We start from the raw sequence: 16,394 nt of genomic DNA, 5'->3' as shown, positions 1-16,394 counted from the left end.
TACTTCGATGTTTTTATTTGTGATTTAAAGAAGAAGGAACAATTCCGAATTTCTTTTTAAATGAAAATGAAAAATGCGAAAGATCTTCAAAGCCAACACCAATATATACTTCAGATGGCGGATTTCCTTGGCTGATTAAATAATAAGCTTCTTGAAGTCTTTTGTTTAAAAGCCATTTTCCGGGTGTTTGCTGAAAAACTTTTTGAAAATCTCTCTTAAATGTAGCTAAGCTTCTTCCTGTTAGATAAGCAAATCGTTGCATTTGAACATTAAAGTGGAAGTTTTTATTCATAAAAGCTTCTAGATCAATTTTTCCAGGCTCATTAAAATCGAATAAAATATCTTTTAATTCTGGATTTACTTTTAATAAAAGATGAATAGCTTCCTTTATTTTTAAGTTGAATAAAGTTTCGTTGTTCTCTTCTTCGACTTCAAGATAAGACAACAGTGATTCCATGAACGATTTATAGAGTGGGTTAGGAGCTAATGAGAACATAGCTTCTGTATCGGCTTTTTTGTCAGATTTTAAATTGTATTCTTTGCTGACTTCTCTTAAAATTTCCTGATCAAGAAATAGGGAAATAGTTTTGAATTCTCCTCCTTCTGGCGGAATTTTAGTAAACTTTGCTAAATGATTTCTTCTGCTAAAGCGAAATTCTCCCGGTTTGGAGTGAAAGGTGTTTGTGCTGTCTGAAGCTATCATTTCGCCAGAAATCTGATAGCTGAAAACGTGCTCCGGGATAAAATGCTCGCCCTCGCGACTGCGTGAATAATAGCACGAGTAAAGGATTTTAGGCTTTGTATTTTGTTTGATGCTCATGATTGTAAAAATACTAAAAGATCTGGAAATCTTTAAGCAGAAAGACTTCCAGATTGATGAAGATTATTTTGGCTGAATTAGTGCTCTTGGTTCTAAGTAGGCTTCTAGGCCAAGTGTTCCAAATTCGCGTCCAATTCCAGATTGTTTAAATCCGCCAAAAGGAGCCATTGGATCGTGGCCAATTCCGTTTATTTGAACACGGCCTGCATTAATTTGCGAAGCGACGTTATAGGCTCTTTTTGAATCTGACGAACTTACATAGGCTTGTAATCCGTAAGTAGTGTCGTTGGCGATTTCAATAGCTTCTTCTTCTGTTTTATAGGTAATGACAGATAAAACAGGTCCGAATATTTCTTCTCTCGCAATACGCATCTGGTTGTTTGCATGAATAAAAACGGTTGGCTTAACGAAGTTTCCGTTTTCTAATCCTTCTGGTTTTCCTAATCCGCCTATCAGTATTTCTGCGCCTTCGTTAATTCCGGTTTGAATATAATCTTGAACGCGATTAAATTGTTTTTCGCTAACCATTGGTCCGACTGCTGTATTTGGGTTTTTAGGGTCGCCAACAATAAGTTGTGAAATGGTTTCTTTGATTAAAAGTTTTGTTTCTTCTAGTTTGTTTTCTGGAATTAGTAATCTAGTTCCGGCAATACATGCCTGTCCATTATTCATAAATGCTGCGCCAATGGCAAGCGGAATGGCTTTTGAGAAATCGGCATCGTCTAGGATAATGTTTGGGGATTTTCCGCCAAGTTCAAGTGTAACTCTTTTCATGGTGTTCACGGCTTCTTTTGCGATGATTTTTCCAACAGTTGTTGAGCCTGTAAAAGAGATTTTGGCAATATCTGGATTGCGGCTTATTTCTGCTCCAACAATTTCTCCTAATCCATTTACAATATTAAATACGCCTTTCGGAAGATTTGCTTCATGAAGACATTCGGCAATTAATTGTGTTTGCTGGGCACTCATTTCGCTTGGTTTAATTACGGTTGTGCAGCCTGCTGCAATTGCAGTCGAAAGTTTGCTGCAAATAAATCCGTTGCTTGAATTCCAGGGAATAATTATTCCGACAACGCCAAGTGGTGCCATTTGAACTTCAGATTCGCCCATTGTTTTGATAAAATTGTAATTATTAAGAAGGTTAATGGCTGAATCAAAACTCTTTAGCATATAATCAAAGCTTACGCTTGCAAATTGAAATGTTCCGCCGTATTCTTCCGTCATTACATTGATAAAATCGTCTTTTCTTTTTTCAATAGAAGATTTAATGTTTGTGAGGTACTGAATTCTTTCTGAGATTGTTGTTTTTGAAAAAGTTTTGAATGCATTTTTCGCAGCTTCGATTGCTTTTTTGGTGTCTTCGGTATTTCCTAAAAGAACTTTTCCTAGTTTCTCGTTTGTTGTAGGGCTAATAAGGTCAAAATATTCTGTTCCTTGCGGAGTAACAAATTCTCCATTGATGTAAATTTTGTCTATTGTTTTCATTTTGTTGTTTTTTTAATGAATTTTTATTTGACAAATTTCTGCATTAAATGTGCTTGCGGTTTTGTTGTAAGGCTCAATTGAACTTTGTTGAAAAGCTCATGCGTAAGAAGCTTTTCGAAAGAAGGATAGTTTGCATTATATAAAAAGTTTTTTAGGATTTTGTGAGAGGAGGATTTAAAGATTTATTGTTTGGTTTTATATGTTTTAAAGAATTTTAAAAGGTTTAGTATGTGTAATGTTTGCTTATAATATTTTTAAATAAAAAATAGTTAACAGTCTTTTTATCAGTATTTTGAATATATTTACCGTAGTTTAAATACTACATTTTTTTTGTTTTAACTGAAGTAATAATTTAATGATTAAGATTATGGATGATTTAAAGACTTTAGATTTTACAGAATTGAGTCCTTCTGAGATGAAACAGGTAAAAGGAGGAAATTGGATTGATGAGCTTGAAAAACTTGTTAATTCTATTGGTATTGATGCTGCTGCAGCATTTCTTGGTATGACTGTGCAGGAGTTGCGTAATTTACTAGGGTTGTAATGATGAGTTGAGTAGTGTTTTCAGCTTTGTTTTTAATTAAAAAAAAAACTCCTCAATTGAGGAGTTTTTTCATGCATAGTGTTTTGGTTTCTTTTTTAAATTTTTAATGTTATAACGGGCTTAACGGCATGATTCACTAATCCCTCGCTTATGCTGCCGTTGAAAAAATGTGCAAAACCAGTTCTTCCGTGCGTGCACATTCCAATTACATCTGCATCTATTCTGTTGGAGAAGTTGATAATTCCTTTTTCAATATTGGTGTCGTTGTAAATTTGAGTTGTGTAATTGGTAATATTGAATTCGGCAAGAAAGTCACTCATGGCTTTTTCGCTAACATGAGTTGGTTTAAAACTGTTAGGTGTGCAAATGGTTACTAAATGTAATTTTGAATCAAATAGCTTGCTGAAATTTAAAAGTTTTTCAAATGGTTTTTTTGCTTCTTCAGAAAAATCAGAAGCAAAAACAATGTTTGAGGCGTTAAAGTTTGGGGTGTTTTTCTTGATGACTAAAACAGGAATTTCTGAATTTCTAACTACTTTCTCAGTGTTAGAGCCAATTAATAGTTCTTCAACGCCAGATGAGCCGTGAGATCCCATTATTATTAAATCAACATCATAATCTTTGCTTATCTGTGTTATTCCATGGATAGGTTTGTCCATTTTTACAATTTCAGTAACCGGTATTCCTTCTAAATATTCTCTTGAGGCAACTTCATCTAGTGTTTCGTTTGCTTTTTTCATAAAAAGCATCGTTTCAGGAATGCTTGTTCCGCCTACTATTGCATCATTTGATTGCTGTGGCAATTCAAGCATATGAAGTAGAATGATTTCAGAATTGTTCTTTTTTGCGATTTGAGCGGCAACTCTTAAAGCGTCTTCTGCGTGTTCTGAGAAGTCGGTAGGTACTAAAATTCGTTTCATGATTTGAGGGTTAAAATATGAATAATTCTGTGTTTTTAATGTTATTATAAAGATACGGAATTATTTTAGAGCAATCAATTTATTTGATTTATAAAAAAAACACTATATTTGCACTGTTATTTATTAAAATCTAAATAATGAGGGGACTAAGTGTCCCCTCTTTTTATAAAATTATGACATTTAAAGAAAAAGTAAACGGATTAATTACAGAAGCTCTTCTGGAAAAACCATCAGTCTTTTTGGTTGATTTGGCAGTTTCGGATTCTTTTAAAATTAGTGTTGGTTTAGACGGTGATAATGGAGTGGCGTTGCAAGACTGTATCGACATTAGTCGTGCAATCGAGAATAATCTAGATCGTGAAGAGCAAGATTTTTCTCTTGAAGTAGCATCGGTTGGAGTAGGAACGCCATTAAAAATGGTAAGACAATACAAGAAAAATGTTGGTAGAACGTTGATTGTTACCACAAATACGGAAAAAATAGAAGCAGAATTAGTAGAAGCTAATGATGTTTTTATAATTTTGTCTTGGAAAGCAAGAGAACCGAAAAAAGTAGGAAAAGGAAAAGAAACAGTTCAAAAAGAGCAACAAATACCTTATACAGAAATTAAAGAGGCAGTTGTTACGGTAACATTTTAATTTTAATTAAAAAATTCGCATGGAAAATTTAGCATTAATCGATTCATTCTCAGAGTTTAAAGATAATAAACTTATTGATCGTGTAACGCTTATGGCAATTTTAGAGGACGTATTTAGAAATGCATTAAAGAAAAAATACGGTTCAGATGAAAATTTCGATATCATTATAAACCCTGACAAAGGTGATATGGAAATCTGGAGAAGAAGAGTAATTGTTGCTGATGAGGATCTTGATTTTGAAAATGAGGAAATTACATTGACTGAAGCAAGAAAAATTGAAGCGGATTTTGAAATTGGTGAAGAAGTTTCTGAAGAAGTAAAATTGATTGATTTAGGAAGAAGAGCTATCTTAGCGCTTCGTCAGAATTTAATATCTAAAATTCATGAACACGATAATACAAATCTTTACAAGCAATTTAAAGATATTATCGGTGATATTTATACAGCTGAAGTACACCACGTACGTCCAAGAGTAGTGATCTTAGTGGATGACGAAGGAAATGAAATTGTACTTCCAAAAGAAAAACAAATTCCGTCAGATTTCTTCCGTAAAGGGGATAATGTGCGTGGAATTATTGAAAGCGTTGAATTAAAAGGAAATAAACCTCAAATTATTATGTCTAGAACTTCAGAGAAGTTTTTAGAAAAATTATTTGAACAAGAAATTCCAGAAGTTTTCGACGGACTAATTACAGTTAAAAATGTAGTTCGTATTCCTGGTGAAAAAGCAAAAGTAGCTGTTGATTCTTATGATGATAGAATTGATCCAGTTGGAGCTTGTGTGGGAATGAAAGGTTCTCGTATTCACGGAATTGTTCGCGAATTAGGAAATGAAAATATTGATGTAATCAATTATACAAACAATATTCAATTATTTATAACAAGAGCTTTAAGCCCTGCTAAAGTTTCTTCTATCAAAATTGATGAAGATAACAAAAGAGCTGAAGTGTTCTTGAAATTAGAAGAGGTTTCTAAAGCAATTGGTAGAGGTGGTCACAATATCAAATTAGCAGGTCAATTGACAGGTTATGAGCTAGATGTTATTCGTGAAGGAGATGTTGCCGGTACTGTTGCAGATGAAGACGATGTTGAATTAACAGAGTTCTCAGATGAGATCGAAGAGTGGGTAATTGAAGAGTTTGCAAAGATCGGTTTGGATACAGCAAAAAGTATCTTGAAACACGACGTAGAAGATTTAGTAAGAAGAACAGACTTAGAAGAGGAAACAATTCTAGATGTTATGAAGATACTAAAAGAAGAGTTTGATAATTAAGCAATGGCTTAGATCTGCTCTAACAACACAACGAAAAAGGTAATAATAAAAAGGTTATATGTCTGAAGAGAGAGTAATAAGAATAAACAAGGTTTTAAGGGAATTAAATATTTCGTTAGAAAGAGCTGTAGATTATCTAAAAGATAAAGGAATTGCTATTGATGCAAATCCAAATGCAAAAATTTCTGATAGCGAATTTAATATCCTTCAAAGCCAATTTGCGGGCGATAAGGGGAACAAGGAGGCTTCTAAAGAGGTTGGAGAAGAAAAAAGAAAGGAAAAAGAAGCATTGCGTGTAGAGCGTGAGAAAGAAATTGAAGACAAACGCAGACAAGAAGAAGAGCGTCAAAAACAGCAAGAAATAATTAAAGCGAGAGCAGTTGTTTCGGGACCTGTACAAGTGGGTAAAATTGACTTGAATCCAAAAAAACCTGCGATTACTCCTTCTGAGGAAACGGTTAAGGCTGAAGAGCCAAAAGCTGTTGTTGCACCTGTGCAACCAGAAAAACCTGTTCAAAATGAAACAGTAAAATCTGAACCAGTTGTTTCAACTCCTGTTTCTGAAACAAAAAAAGAAGAACCTATTATTACTGAGAAAAAAGAAGTTAAGGCAGAATCTAAAGTTGCTCAGGAGCCAATCGTGTCTACTGATCCAACAACTTCAGAGGAAACTATTACTACTCAATACCAAAAACTTACAGGAACAACTCTTACAGGTCAGACAATTGATTTATCTCAATTTAATAAGCCTAAGAAGAAGAAAGAAGATCCTAAAGCGGCTCAGAATAAACCTGGAGCTCCTGGTGTTGGTAATAATAACAACGCAAATAATAAAAATAAGCGTAAAAGAATTGGTCCAAAACCGGGTACGCCTGGTGCGCCAAAGCCTGCTACAGGTAATGCAGGTGGAACGCCAAATCCGAATAATAAACCAGCTCAAAATAGTGGGGGAGGTTTTAATGCGAACAGAAGTCAGAGACCAGGTTTTGTAAAAGGAAATCGTCCTGCAATTGTAGCAAAAGTTGAGCCTACTGAAGAAGAAGTAAAAAACCAAATTAGAGAAACTCTTGAAAAACTTCAAGGTAAAGGAGGAAAATCTAAAGCGGCAAAATATAGAAGAGATAAAAGAGAAACGCACCGTCAGAAATCTGATGATGAGCAAAGAGCTCTTGACGAAGGAAGTAAAACGATTAAAGTTACAGAGTTCGTTACTGTAGGTGAAATTGCAATCATGATGGATGTGCCGATTACTAAAGTAATTGGAACTTGTATGTCTCTTGGTATCATGGTTACCATGAACCAGCGTCTAGATGCTGAAACATTAACTATTGTAGCAGATGAATTTGGTTATGATGTTGAATTCATTACGGTAGATATTGAAGAAGCAATCGAGGTTGTAGAAGATAGAGAAGAAGATTTAGTAACGCGAGCGCCAATTGTGACAGTAATGGGTCACGTTGACCACGGTAAAACATCTTTACTGGATTATATTCGTAAAGAAAATGTAATTGCTGGTGAGTCAGGAGGTATTACTCAGCACATTGGAGCATATGGGGTTACTTTAGATAACGGACAAAAAATTGCATTCTTAGATACTCCAGGTCACGAGGCTTTTACCGCGATGCGTGCGCGTGGAGCTCAGGTTACCGATATTGCTATTATCGTAGTAGCGGCAGATGATGATATCATGCCACAAACTAAAGAAGCAATTTCTCACGCACAAGCTGCGGGAGTGCCAATTATATTTGCAATCAATAAAATTGATAAACCAAACGCGAATGTTGATAAAATTAAAGAGCGTTTGGCTGGTATGAATTTACTTGTTGAAGATTGGGGTGGAAAAATTCAGTCACATGATATTTCTGCAAAAGTTGGAACAGGTGTTAAAGAATTATTAGAGAAGGTTTTATTGGAAGCTGAGATTTTAGATCTAAAAGCAAATCCAAATAAAGGAGCTCAAGGAACTGTTGTTGAGGCTTACTTAGATAAAGGAAAAGGATATGTGTCTACGATTTTAGTACAACAAGGTACTTTGAAAATTGGAGATTATATGTTGGCTGGTAAACACCACGGTAAAGTTAAAGCAATGCATGATGAAAGAGGGCATACTATTTTAAGTGCAGGTCCTTCGACTCCGGTATCTGTTTTAGGTTTAGATGGAGCTCCAACGGCGGGTGATAAGTTTAATGTATTTGAAGACGAAAAAGAAGCAAAACAAATTGCATCTAAACGTTCTCAATTAATGCGTGAACAATCTGTACGTACACAAAGACATATTACACTTGATGAAATTGGACGTCGTATCGCTCTTGGTCAGTTTAAAGAATTGAACGTGATTCTTAAAGGAGACGTGGATGGTTCTGTTGAGGCATTATCAGATTCGTTCTCTAAACTTTCTACAGAAGAAGTTCAGATCAATATTATTCATAAAGGAGTTGGGGCGATTACAGAAACCGATGTTAACTTGGCTTCCGCATCAGATGCGATCATCATCGGATTTAACGTTCGTCCAGCAGGAAATGCGAGACAGCTTGCTGATAAAGAAGAAATCGATATCCGTTACTATTCTATTATCTATGCTGCTATCGATGACTTGAAAGATGCGATGGAAGGAATGCTTGCTCCAGAGATGAAAGAAGAAATTTTAGGAAATGCTGAAATTCGTGAGATTTTCAAAATTTCTAAAGTTGGTTCGATTGCTGGATGTATGGTGACAGATGGTAAAATCTTAAGAACTTCTAAAATTAGAGTTATTAGAGATGGGGTTGTGGTTCATACAGGTGAGTTAGTTGCTTTAAAACGTTTCAAAGACGATGTGAAAGAAGTAACTAAAGGTTACGATTGTGGTATCCAGATAAAAGGATTTAATGATATCGAAATTAATGATGTTATTGAGGCTTACCATGAAGTAGCAATCAAAAAGAAATTGAAATAATATTCAATTATATAATTTAAAAGTCCCAATTTGAATTGGGACTTTTTTTATTTGTGAAATTTTGAGATGAAATTGATTTGTAATAATTTGAAATAAATGTGTATTTTAGTTTGTTCAAGTTTGATGTATTGAATTAAAAATAATGAAATATGAAAAAAGTATTTTACTCGATGATTTTGTTTATGTGTTTCTTCACTTCGTCTTTTGCTCAAGAAGCTGTAGAAAAACCAGCTCCACCAGCAGGTAATGCTTTAGTTGGAGATTATTACGGCGAAAATGTTTCAGATGCTTTGATGAGTAAAGCAATTTCTGTAGGGGAATTGCAGAAAGATTTAAAAGCTACAAATAAAATAGAAAGCGTTGCGGTTAGGGGAGAAGTGACAGATGTTTGTCCGAAAAGAGGTTGTTGGATAAGTGTTAAAACGGATGACGGGGCGTCTTTCTTCGTTAAAATGAAAGATTATGCTTTTTTTGTACCAACGGCAGTAAAAGGTAAGAATGTTGTTTTAGAAGGAAGTGTAGAGAGAGAAGTAACATCAGTTGAAGAGTTGAAGCATTATGCAAAAGATGCTAAAAAAACAAAAGCAGAAATAGATGCTATTAACGCGCCTAAAGAGGAAATTCGTTTCTTGGCTAGTGGAATAAAAGTGGTAAATTAAAAATTAAAAATGCGACGGTTTCTAATAAGTGAAATGGTTTTATTTTTTAGAGGATAAGTGTTTAAGATATGTTAATGAAACAAAAAAAGGCGAGATTTTTATCTCGCCTTTTTTTTGTTTTTGACTGAATTATTTTCCAGGTTTAAGTAAGAAAACGCTTTTGTATCTTTTTTTGATTTCTGCCAGGTTTCTTTCTGCTTCTATTCTGGTTTTAAAATTTCCAACAATTACTTTGTAGTTTGGAGTGCTGAAAATAATGGTTCCGTCGATATTCGAATTTTCTCTTTTAAAATCTGATAACGTTTTTTTTGCCTCGTCGCTTTTACCGCTAAAGATTTGAATTCTATAAGTGTCGTTTGTATTTATTGACGTGTTAATTTTGCGCTTTTCGTTAAGTAGCTGCTCAAATTTAGGGTCTTGGTTCAGTGTTAAATTTTGATCTTGAGCATTAATATTGTGTGCGAAAGCAATCGTTGTAATTGTTAAGAAAAGGTTTTTTGAAGGACTTAAAATTCTCATAATGTGATGGTTTTTATGCAAAAATACTATTTAAAGTTTGAGTGTGAAATTTTAATATTATTTAGAATTGATATAAATTGATAATTAAGACTATTTTAAGGTTTTGAGAATAGTTCATAAGTCGTATTTTTGTGCAAGTTTTAAAAGAGGGTATAGGTTTTTACTGGATTTAGTACAGAAAAAATCATACCAAAAATTAGTAGACAATTATTTATACTATATGAAAAAGGTGGGTAACCATAATTCGATCTCAAGAAAATTGCTGTTTGGCTTATCGCTAACGTTAATTTTCTCCCTAACTTCATTTGCTCAAGATGCTGCTGCTCCGGCGGCGCCTGAGGCTGCTGCGGCTGCTCCAGCTGCAGGAGGCGGTGATCCAGTAAAAGGGAAAGAACTTTTTAATGCAAATTGCGCTGCATGTCACAAATTAGATGCTAAATCAACAGGTCCTGCTTTACGAGGAGTTGCTGATAAACATGATAAAGCTTGGCTTTATAAGTGGGTGCATAACAGTTCTGACATGATTAAGTCAGGTGATCCTGTTGCTGTTAAACTTTTCGAGGAAAATAATAAAGCAGTAATGACTTCTTTTCCTCAGTTATCTGAAGGTGATATTGATAATATTATAGCTTATACTTCTGAGCCGAAAGCTGAACCAGCTGCAGCTCCAGGAGGTGCTGCAACTCCTCCTGGGACAAGTGTTCAGGATGGTGCTATTTCAAATAACATTATTTTAGGAGCTCTTGCTCTTGTGATGGCTATTTTAGTTGTGATGTTGTTTATGGTAAACAAGGTTTTAACTAAAGTTGCAAACAAAAACGGTATTGAAATTGCTTCAAAAGAAGCTAGAACTCCAATTTGGAAAGCTTTCGTTAAAAACCAATTCTTGGTTTTAGTAACTTCAATCTTCTTGCTTTTGGCTAGTGGTTATTTTGTTTACGGATACTTAATGCAAGTAGGTGTAGATCAGAATTATGAGCCGATTCAGCCAATTCACTACTCTCACAAGATTCACGCTGGTGATAACGAAATCAATTGTAAGTATTGCCACTCTGCTGCTCGTGTAAGTAAAACTGCTGGTATACCTTCGTTAAATGTTTGTATGAACTGTCATAAAAATATTTCTGAGGTTGCTGAAACAACTGCGACTCCTGAGTACAGTAAAGCATTCTACGATGCTCAAATTCAAAAATTATATGATGCTGTTGGATGGGATAAGACTAAACAAGCTTATACTGGAAAAACACAGCCTGTAAAATGGGTTCGTATTCATAACTTGCCTGACTTTGTTTACTTCAACCACTCTCAACACGTTTCTGTTGCAGGTATTGAATGTCAAACTTGTCACGGTCCAGTACAGGAATTTGAAATCATGAAGCAGTACTCTAAATTAACAATGGGATGGTGTGTTGATTGCCATAGAAAAACTGATGTTAAGATGGAAGGTAACGCTTACTATGACAAAATTCATGCTGAACTTTCTAAAAAATACGGTGTAGAGAAATTAACTGCAGCGCAAATGGGAGGTTTAGAGTGTGGTAAATGCCACTATTAATCGATTTATTAAGATTTTAATATATATATACAATGTCATCAAACAAAAAATACTGGAAAAGTGTTGAAGAGCTAGAAAATAGCTCTATTGTTGAGGCGCTTAGAAATAACGAATTTGTTGAAGAGATTCCTACTGATGAGTTTTTGGGTAACGCTGAGGCTTTATCTACATCTGGGACTTCACGTCGTGACTTTTTAAAGTACGTAGGGTTTAGTACAGCGGCTGTAACATTAGCTGCTTGCGAAGGTCCTGTTCACAAGTCTATCCCTTATGTATTACAACCAGAACAAATCATTCCTGGTGTTGCAGATTATTATGCAACTACAGTTTTTGACGGATTTGATTTTGCTAATCTTTTGGTGAAAACTCGTGAGGGTCGTCCAATTAAAATTGAAAACAATACAATTGCAGGAGCTAAATTTTCTGCGAATGCTAGAATTCATGCATCTATTTTAGGATTGTATGATAGTGCTCGTTTGAAAGAGCCAAAAGTAGATGGTAAAAATTCTTCTTGGTCGGCTGTTGATTTAAAAATTAAATCAAGTTTGGCAGATGCAAAAGCTAAAGGTGGTCAAGTAGTATTATTAACTAACACTTTAGCGAGTCCATCTACAGAAAAATTAATTGCTGAGTTTATTGCAAAAAATCCAAACGCTAAGCACGTTGTGTATGATGCGGTTTCTTCATCTGAGGCTTTAGATGCTTTTGAATCTGCTTATGGTCAAAGAGCTTTAGTTGATTATGATTTTTCAAAAGCTTCTTTAATCGTTTCTGTTGGTGCTGATTTCTTAGGGGACTGGCAAGGTGGAGGATATGATGCAGGATATGCACAAGGACGTATTCCTCAAAACGGAAAAATGTCTCGTCATTTTCAGTTTGAATCAAACATGACATTATCTGGAGCTGCTGCTGATAAGCGTGTTCCAATGACTGTAGCTGCTCAAAAGCAAGCTTTAGTTCAAATTTATAATATTGTTGTAGGTGCTTCTATTCCTGTGGCTTTAGAAGGAAACTTTAAAACTGAAGTAGTAAAAGCTGCACAACAGCTTAAAGCTGCTGGGGCAAAAGGAGTTTTAGTATCTGGAATCGAAGATAAAAATGCTCAATTATTAGTTTTAGCTATCAATCAAGTATTGGCTAGTGAAGCTTTTAGTACTGCTGGAGCTAGACAAATTAGAAAAGGTTCTAATGTTGCAGTTGCACAGTTGATTAAAGATTTGAATGCTGGAAGTGTTCATACTTTAATTATGAGTGGAGTTAATCCTGTTTACACTTTAGCTGATTCAGCTTCTTTTGTATCTGGATTGAAAAAAGTTAAAACGTCTGTTGCTTTTTCATTAAAAGAAGACGAAACTGCATCAATTGTTTCAATTGCTGCGCCAGCTCCTCACTACTTAGAATCTTGGGGAGATCTTGAACTTACAAGCGGAACATATAGCTTAACTCAGCCTACAATTCGCCCAATCTTTAATACAAAACAATTTCAAGATGTTTTATTGTCAGTAAATGGTACTGCTGGTACTTTTTATGACTACTTAAAAACAAATTCTGGAGCTTACACTGCAGGAGCTTCTTGGAATAAAGTATTGCATGATGGTGTAGCTGTTCTTGGAGCTTCAGCTTTGTCTGGAGGTGCTATTGATGCTGCTACTGCTGCAAATGCTGTTGCAAGATCTAAAGCTGCGGGTGATTTTGAATTAGTATTATATACTAAAACAGGATTAGGAGATGGACAACACGCTAATAACCCATGGTTACAAGAGTTTCCAGATCCAATTACAAGAGTTTCTTGGGATAACTATGTTACAGTTTCTAATGCAGATGCTAAAAAACTTGGTTTATCAAATGAAATTGTTGCAAATGGAGGTTTAAATGGTAGTTATGCTACTATTACTGTTGATGGTGTTAAATTGGAAAATGTTCCAGTTATCGTTCAGCCAGGTCAAGCAGTTGGTACTTTAGGCCTAGCTCTTGGATACGGACGTAAAGCAGCTCTAAAAGAAGAAATGCAGGTAGGTTTAAATGCTTACGCTTTATATAAAGGTTTCAATAATGTTCAATCAGTATCTATTACTAAAGCTGGTGGTGTACATGAGTTTGCTTGTGTTCAAGGTCAGAAAACTTTAATGGGTAGAGGAGATATTATTAAAGAAACTACTTTAGAAATATTTAATACTAAAGATGCTGAACATTGGAATGAAAAACCAATGGTATCTTTAGATCACCAAGAAGTTGAGGCTACTACTGTAGATCTTTGGGAATCATTCGATCGTACAACTGGGCACCACTTCAACCTTTCAATTGACTTAAATGCTTGTACTGGATGTGGAGCTTGTGTTATCGCTTGTCACGCAGAAAACAATGTTCCAGTTGTAGGTAAAGCAGAGGTAAGAAGAAGCCGTGATATGCACTGGTTACGTATCGATAGATATTATTCTTCTGAAAGCACTTTTGAAGGTGATAATGAAAGAAAAGAAGGAATTGCTGGTTTATCTAGTTCATTATCTACATTTAATGAAATGGAAAAAGCAGGAGATAATCCTCAAGTTGCATTCCAGCCTGTAATGTGTCAACACTGTAACCACGCACCTTGTGAAACAGTTTGTCCAGTTGCTGCAACTTCTCACGGTCGTGAAGGTCAAAACCATATGGCTTACAACAGATGTGTTGGTACTCGTTACTGTGCTAACAACTGTCCATATAAAGTACGTCGTTTTAACTGGTTCTTATACAACAAAAACAGCGAGTTCGATTATCATATGAACGATGATTTAGGCCGTATGGTATTAAATCCTGACGTTAACGTACGTTCTCGTGGTGTTATGGAGAAATGTTCTATGTGTATCCAAATGACACAAGCTACTAAATTAAAAGCTAAAAACGAAGGCCGTCCAGTTAGAGATGGTGAATTCCAAACAGCTTGTTCTAGTGCTTGTTCTTCAGGAGCGATGATATTTGGTGATGTAAATGATAAAGAAAGTAAAGTTGCTAAATTAGCTGCTGACGAAAGATCATACCACTTATTAGAGCATGTAGGTACAAAACCTAATGTGGTTTACCATGTTAAAGTTAGAAATACTTAGTAAAATTATTAATTAAGAAACAATATAAAGGATTATGTCGTCTCACTACGAAGCACCCATTAGAAAACCTTTAGTTATTGGTGATAAATCTTATCACGATGTAACTGTAGATGTAGCTGCACCTGTTGAGGGGCCTGCAAACAAGCAATGGTGGATTGTATTTTCAATCGCATTAATAGCCTTCCTTTGGGGGTTAGGTTGTATAATTTACACCGTATCTACCGGTATCGGAACATGGGGATTAAATAAAACAGTTGGCTGGGCTTGGGATATTACTAACTTCGTTTGGTGGGTTGGTATTGGTCACGCTGGAACATTAATTTCTGCGGTATTATTACTTTTCCGTCAACGTTGGAGAATGGCCATCAACCGTTCTGCTGAAGCTATGACTATTTTCTCTGTAGTTCAAGCAGGTTTATTTCCAATTATTCACATGGGACGTCCATGGTTAGCATACTGGGTATTACCTATTCCAAATCAATTTGGATCTTTATGGGTAAACTTTAACTCACCTTTACTTTGGGACGTATTCGCGATTTCAACGTATCTTTCAGTATCATTAGTGTTCTGGTGGACTGGTTTATTACCTGACTTTGCAATGCTTCGTGATAGAGCTATTACTCCTTTTAACAAAAGAGTTTATTCTATCTTAAGTTTTGGATGGAGCGGTAGAGCTAAAGACTGGCAGCGTTTTGAAGAAGTATCTTTAGTATTAGCTGGTTTAGCTACTCCACTTGTACTTTCTGTACACACGATTGTATCTATGGACTTTGCTACTTCTGTAATCCCTGGATGGCATACAACAATTTTCCCTCCATACTTCGTTGCTGGAGCGGTTTTCTCTGGATTCGCGATGGTAAATACATTGTTGATCGTTATGAGAAAAGTATCTAATCTTGAAGCTTACATCACATTACAACATATTGAGTTAATGAACATTATTATCATGATTACTGGATCTATTGTAGGTGTAGCTTACATCACTGAGTTATTCGTAGCTTGGTATTCAGGTGTAGAATATGAGCAATATGCATTCTTAAACAGAGCTACTGGACCTTACTGGTGGGCATATTGGTCAATGATGACATGTAACGTGTTCTCTCCTCAGTTTATGTGGTTCAAAAAACTAAGAACTAGTATCATGTTCTCATTCATCATTTCGATTGTAGTAAATATCGGTATGTGGTTTGAAAGATTCGTAATTATTGTTACTTCTTTACATAGAGATTACCTTCCATCTTCTTGGACAATGTTCTCACCAACATTTGTTGATATTGGAATTTTCATTGGAACAATTGGTTTCTTCTTTGTATTGTTTTTATTATACTCTAGAACATTCCCTGTAATTGCTCAGGCAGAGGTTAAAACAATTTTGAAAGGAACAGGAGATAATTATATTAGAGAAAGAGCAAACAGTAAAGATTCACATCATGAGTAATAAAGTTATATACGCCATTTATAATGACGATGACGTTTTGATGAATGCAGTAAAGAAAACTAGAGCTGCTCATCATCATATTGAAGAGGTTTTTACTCCATTCCCGGTTCACGGATTGGATAAAGCCATGGGATTAGCACCAACAAGATTAGCAATATGTGCTTTTTTATATGGATGTGTTGGTATTTCTGTTGCAACAACTATGATGGGTTACATCATGATTCATGACTGGCCACAGGATATTGGAGGTAAACCAAGTTTTAGTTTTATCCAAAATATGCCATCTTTTGTGCCAATTATGTTTGAGATGACTGTATTCTTTGCAGCTCACTTAATGGTTATCACTTTTTACATGAGAAGTAGATTATGGCCTTTTAAAGAAGCTGAAAACCCAGATGTAAGAACAACTGATGACCACTTTTTAATGGAGGTTGCTGTAAATGATAACGAAGCTGAATTAGTTTCTTTCTTTGAAGGAACTGGAGCTGTTGAAGTTAAAGTAATAGAAAAGAATTAATTGTAGCT

Annotated in this window: 13 protein-coding genes; 9 read left to right on the top strand and 4 right to left on the bottom strand. The window is 35.2% G+C overall.

The genetic code is table 11. The annotated features are described in order from the left end of the window. Nucleotides 1-13: 13 nt before the first annotated feature. Together AC3Y25_RS00105 and AC3Y25_RS00100 are read right to left on the bottom strand one after the other, a co-directional pair. Complete coding sequence (locus tag AC3Y25_RS00105) at nucleotides 14-820, bottom strand: helix-turn-helix domain-containing protein (RefSeq protein WP_489901326.1); 807 nt, start codon at nucleotides 818-820, stop codon at nucleotides 14-16. Between the two features lie 63 nt (nucleotides 821-883). Further along, nucleotides 884-2,305, bottom strand: a complete 1,422-nt coding sequence (locus AC3Y25_RS00100) for an aldehyde dehydrogenase family protein (RefSeq protein WP_489901325.1) — start codon at nucleotides 2,303-2,305, stop codon at nucleotides 884-886. A 367-nt stretch (nucleotides 2,306-2,672) separates the two neighbouring features. Between AC3Y25_RS00100 and AC3Y25_RS00095 the strand changes: the two genes are divergently transcribed. Then, a complete protein-coding gene (locus AC3Y25_RS00095) occupies nucleotides 2,673-2,849 on the top strand; it encodes a hypothetical protein (RefSeq protein WP_489901324.1) in 177 nt (58 codons plus the stop codon). Between the two features lie 95 nt (nucleotides 2,850-2,944). On the opposite strand, the gene AC3Y25_RS00090 is transcribed toward AC3Y25_RS00095, so the two are convergent. Continuing rightward, nucleotides 2,945-3,769, bottom strand: a complete 825-nt coding sequence (locus tag AC3Y25_RS00090) for a universal stress protein (RefSeq protein ID WP_489901323.1) — start codon at nucleotides 3,767-3,769, stop codon at nucleotides 2,945-2,947. Nucleotides 3,770-3,942: 173 nt separating this feature from the next. Between AC3Y25_RS00090 and rimP the strand changes: the two genes are divergently transcribed. The 4 genes from rimP (at nucleotide 3,943) to AC3Y25_RS00070 (ending at nucleotide 9,274) form a co-directional block, all read left to right on the top strand. Further along, nucleotides 3,943-4,407, top strand: coding sequence for a ribosome assembly cofactor RimP (rimP, locus tag AC3Y25_RS00085; RefSeq protein WP_172426838.1), 465 nt, complete (start codon nucleotides 3,943-3,945; stop codon nucleotides 4,405-4,407). Nucleotides 4,408-4,426: 19 nt separating this feature from the next. Next, nucleotides 4,427-5,680 carry a transcription termination factor NusA gene (nusA, locus tag AC3Y25_RS00080; protein WP_095927936.1) on the top strand — a complete coding sequence of 418 codons (1,254 nt, stop codon included), beginning with the start codon at nucleotides 4,427-4,429 and terminating at the stop codon, nucleotides 5,678-5,680. Between the two features lie 58 nt (nucleotides 5,681-5,738). Next, on the top strand, nucleotides 5,739-8,615 hold the full coding sequence (gene infB / locus AC3Y25_RS00075) for a translation initiation factor IF-2 (RefSeq protein WP_489901322.1): 2,877 nt from the start codon (nucleotides 5,739-5,741) through the stop codon (nucleotides 8,613-8,615). A 149-nt stretch (nucleotides 8,616-8,764) separates the two neighbouring features. Continuing rightward, on the top strand, nucleotides 8,765-9,274 hold the full coding sequence (locus AC3Y25_RS00070; protein WP_489901321.1) for a DUF4920 domain-containing protein: 510 nt from the start codon (nucleotides 8,765-8,767) through the stop codon (nucleotides 9,272-9,274). A 129-nt stretch (nucleotides 9,275-9,403) separates the two neighbouring features. Here the strand turns inward: AC3Y25_RS00070 and AC3Y25_RS00065 are convergent, their stop codons facing one another. Beyond that, complete coding sequence (locus AC3Y25_RS00065) at nucleotides 9,404-9,793, bottom strand: SPOR domain-containing protein (protein WP_095927933.1); 390 nt, start codon at nucleotides 9,791-9,793, stop codon at nucleotides 9,404-9,406. A 220-nt stretch (nucleotides 9,794-10,013) separates the two neighbouring features. Between AC3Y25_RS00065 and AC3Y25_RS00060 the strand changes: the two genes are divergently transcribed. Genes AC3Y25_RS00060 through AC3Y25_RS00045 form a run of 4 tightly spaced genes read left to right on the top strand, consistent with a single transcriptional unit; the run spans nucleotide 10,014 to nucleotide 16,386 of the window. Next, nucleotides 10,014-11,348: a c-type cytochrome gene (locus AC3Y25_RS00060; RefSeq protein WP_489901320.1), complete on the top strand. Its 1,335-nt coding sequence runs from the start codon at nucleotides 10,014-10,016 to the stop codon at nucleotides 11,346-11,348. Between the two features lie 32 nt (nucleotides 11,349-11,380). Next, the gene (locus AC3Y25_RS00055; protein ID WP_489901319.1) at nucleotides 11,381-14,431 is read left to right on the top strand and encodes a TAT-variant-translocated molybdopterin oxidoreductase; all 3,051 of its coding nucleotides are present in this window, start codon (nucleotides 11,381-11,383) and stop codon (nucleotides 14,429-14,431) included. 34 nt (nucleotides 14,432-14,465) lie between these two features. Then, the gene (nrfD, locus tag AC3Y25_RS00050; RefSeq protein ID WP_008466839.1) at nucleotides 14,466-15,869 is read left to right on the top strand and encodes an NrfD/PsrC family molybdoenzyme membrane anchor subunit; all 1,404 of its coding nucleotides are present in this window, start codon (nucleotides 14,466-14,468) and stop codon (nucleotides 15,867-15,869) included. Beyond that, nucleotides 15,862-16,386, top strand: coding sequence for a DUF3341 domain-containing protein (locus tag AC3Y25_RS00045; protein ID WP_008466841.1), 525 nt, complete (start codon nucleotides 15,862-15,864; stop codon nucleotides 16,384-16,386). Before nrfD ends, AC3Y25_RS00045 begins: the two co-directional genes overlap by 8 nt. Nucleotides 16,387-16,394 lie beyond the last annotated feature (8 nt).

The sequence above is a fragment of the Flavobacterium sp. LK-23 genome, from assembly GCF_058135255.1.
Note: the sequence above shows the minus strand (reverse complement) of the source record. Positions and strands in the feature narration are given on the sequence as shown.

Bases quoted from the DNA above. Each gene is read 5' to 3' on its own strand.
- AC3Y25_RS00105 (WP_489901326.1), bottom strand. From the start codon at position 820: ATGAGCATCAAACAAAATACAAAGCCTAAAATCCTTTACTCGTGCTAT.
- AC3Y25_RS00100 (WP_489901325.1), bottom strand. From the start codon at position 2,305: ATGAAAACAATAGACAAAATTTACATCAATGGAGAATTTGTTACTCCG.
- AC3Y25_RS00095 (WP_489901324.1), top strand. From the start codon at position 2,673: ATGGATGATTTAAAGACTTTAGATTTTACAGAATTGAGTCCTTCTGAG.
- AC3Y25_RS00090 (WP_489901323.1), bottom strand. From the start codon at position 3,769: ATGAAACGAATTTTAGTACCTACCGACTTCTCAGAACACGCAGAAGAC.
- rimP (WP_172426838.1), top strand. From the start codon at position 3,943: ATGACATTTAAAGAAAAAGTAAACGGATTAATTACAGAAGCTCTTCTG.
- nusA (WP_095927936.1), top strand. From the start codon at position 4,427: ATGGAAAATTTAGCATTAATCGATTCATTCTCAGAGTTTAAAGATAAT.
- infB (WP_489901322.1), top strand. From the start codon at position 5,739: ATGTCTGAAGAGAGAGTAATAAGAATAAACAAGGTTTTAAGGGAATTA.
- AC3Y25_RS00070 (WP_489901321.1), top strand. From the start codon at position 8,765: ATGAAAAAAGTATTTTACTCGATGATTTTGTTTATGTGTTTCTTCACT.
- AC3Y25_RS00065 (WP_095927933.1), bottom strand. From the start codon at position 9,793: ATGAGAATTTTAAGTCCTTCAAAAAACCTTTTCTTAACAATTACAACG.
- AC3Y25_RS00060 (WP_489901320.1), top strand. From the start codon at position 10,014: ATGAAAAAGGTGGGTAACCATAATTCGATCTCAAGAAAATTGCTGTTT.
- AC3Y25_RS00055 (WP_489901319.1), top strand. From the start codon at position 11,381: ATGTCATCAAACAAAAAATACTGGAAAAGTGTTGAAGAGCTAGAAAAT.
- nrfD (WP_008466839.1), top strand. From the start codon at position 14,466: ATGTCGTCTCACTACGAAGCACCCATTAGAAAACCTTTAGTTATTGGT.
- AC3Y25_RS00045 (WP_008466841.1), top strand. From the start codon at position 15,862: ATGAGTAATAAAGTTATATACGCCATTTATAATGACGATGACGTTTTG.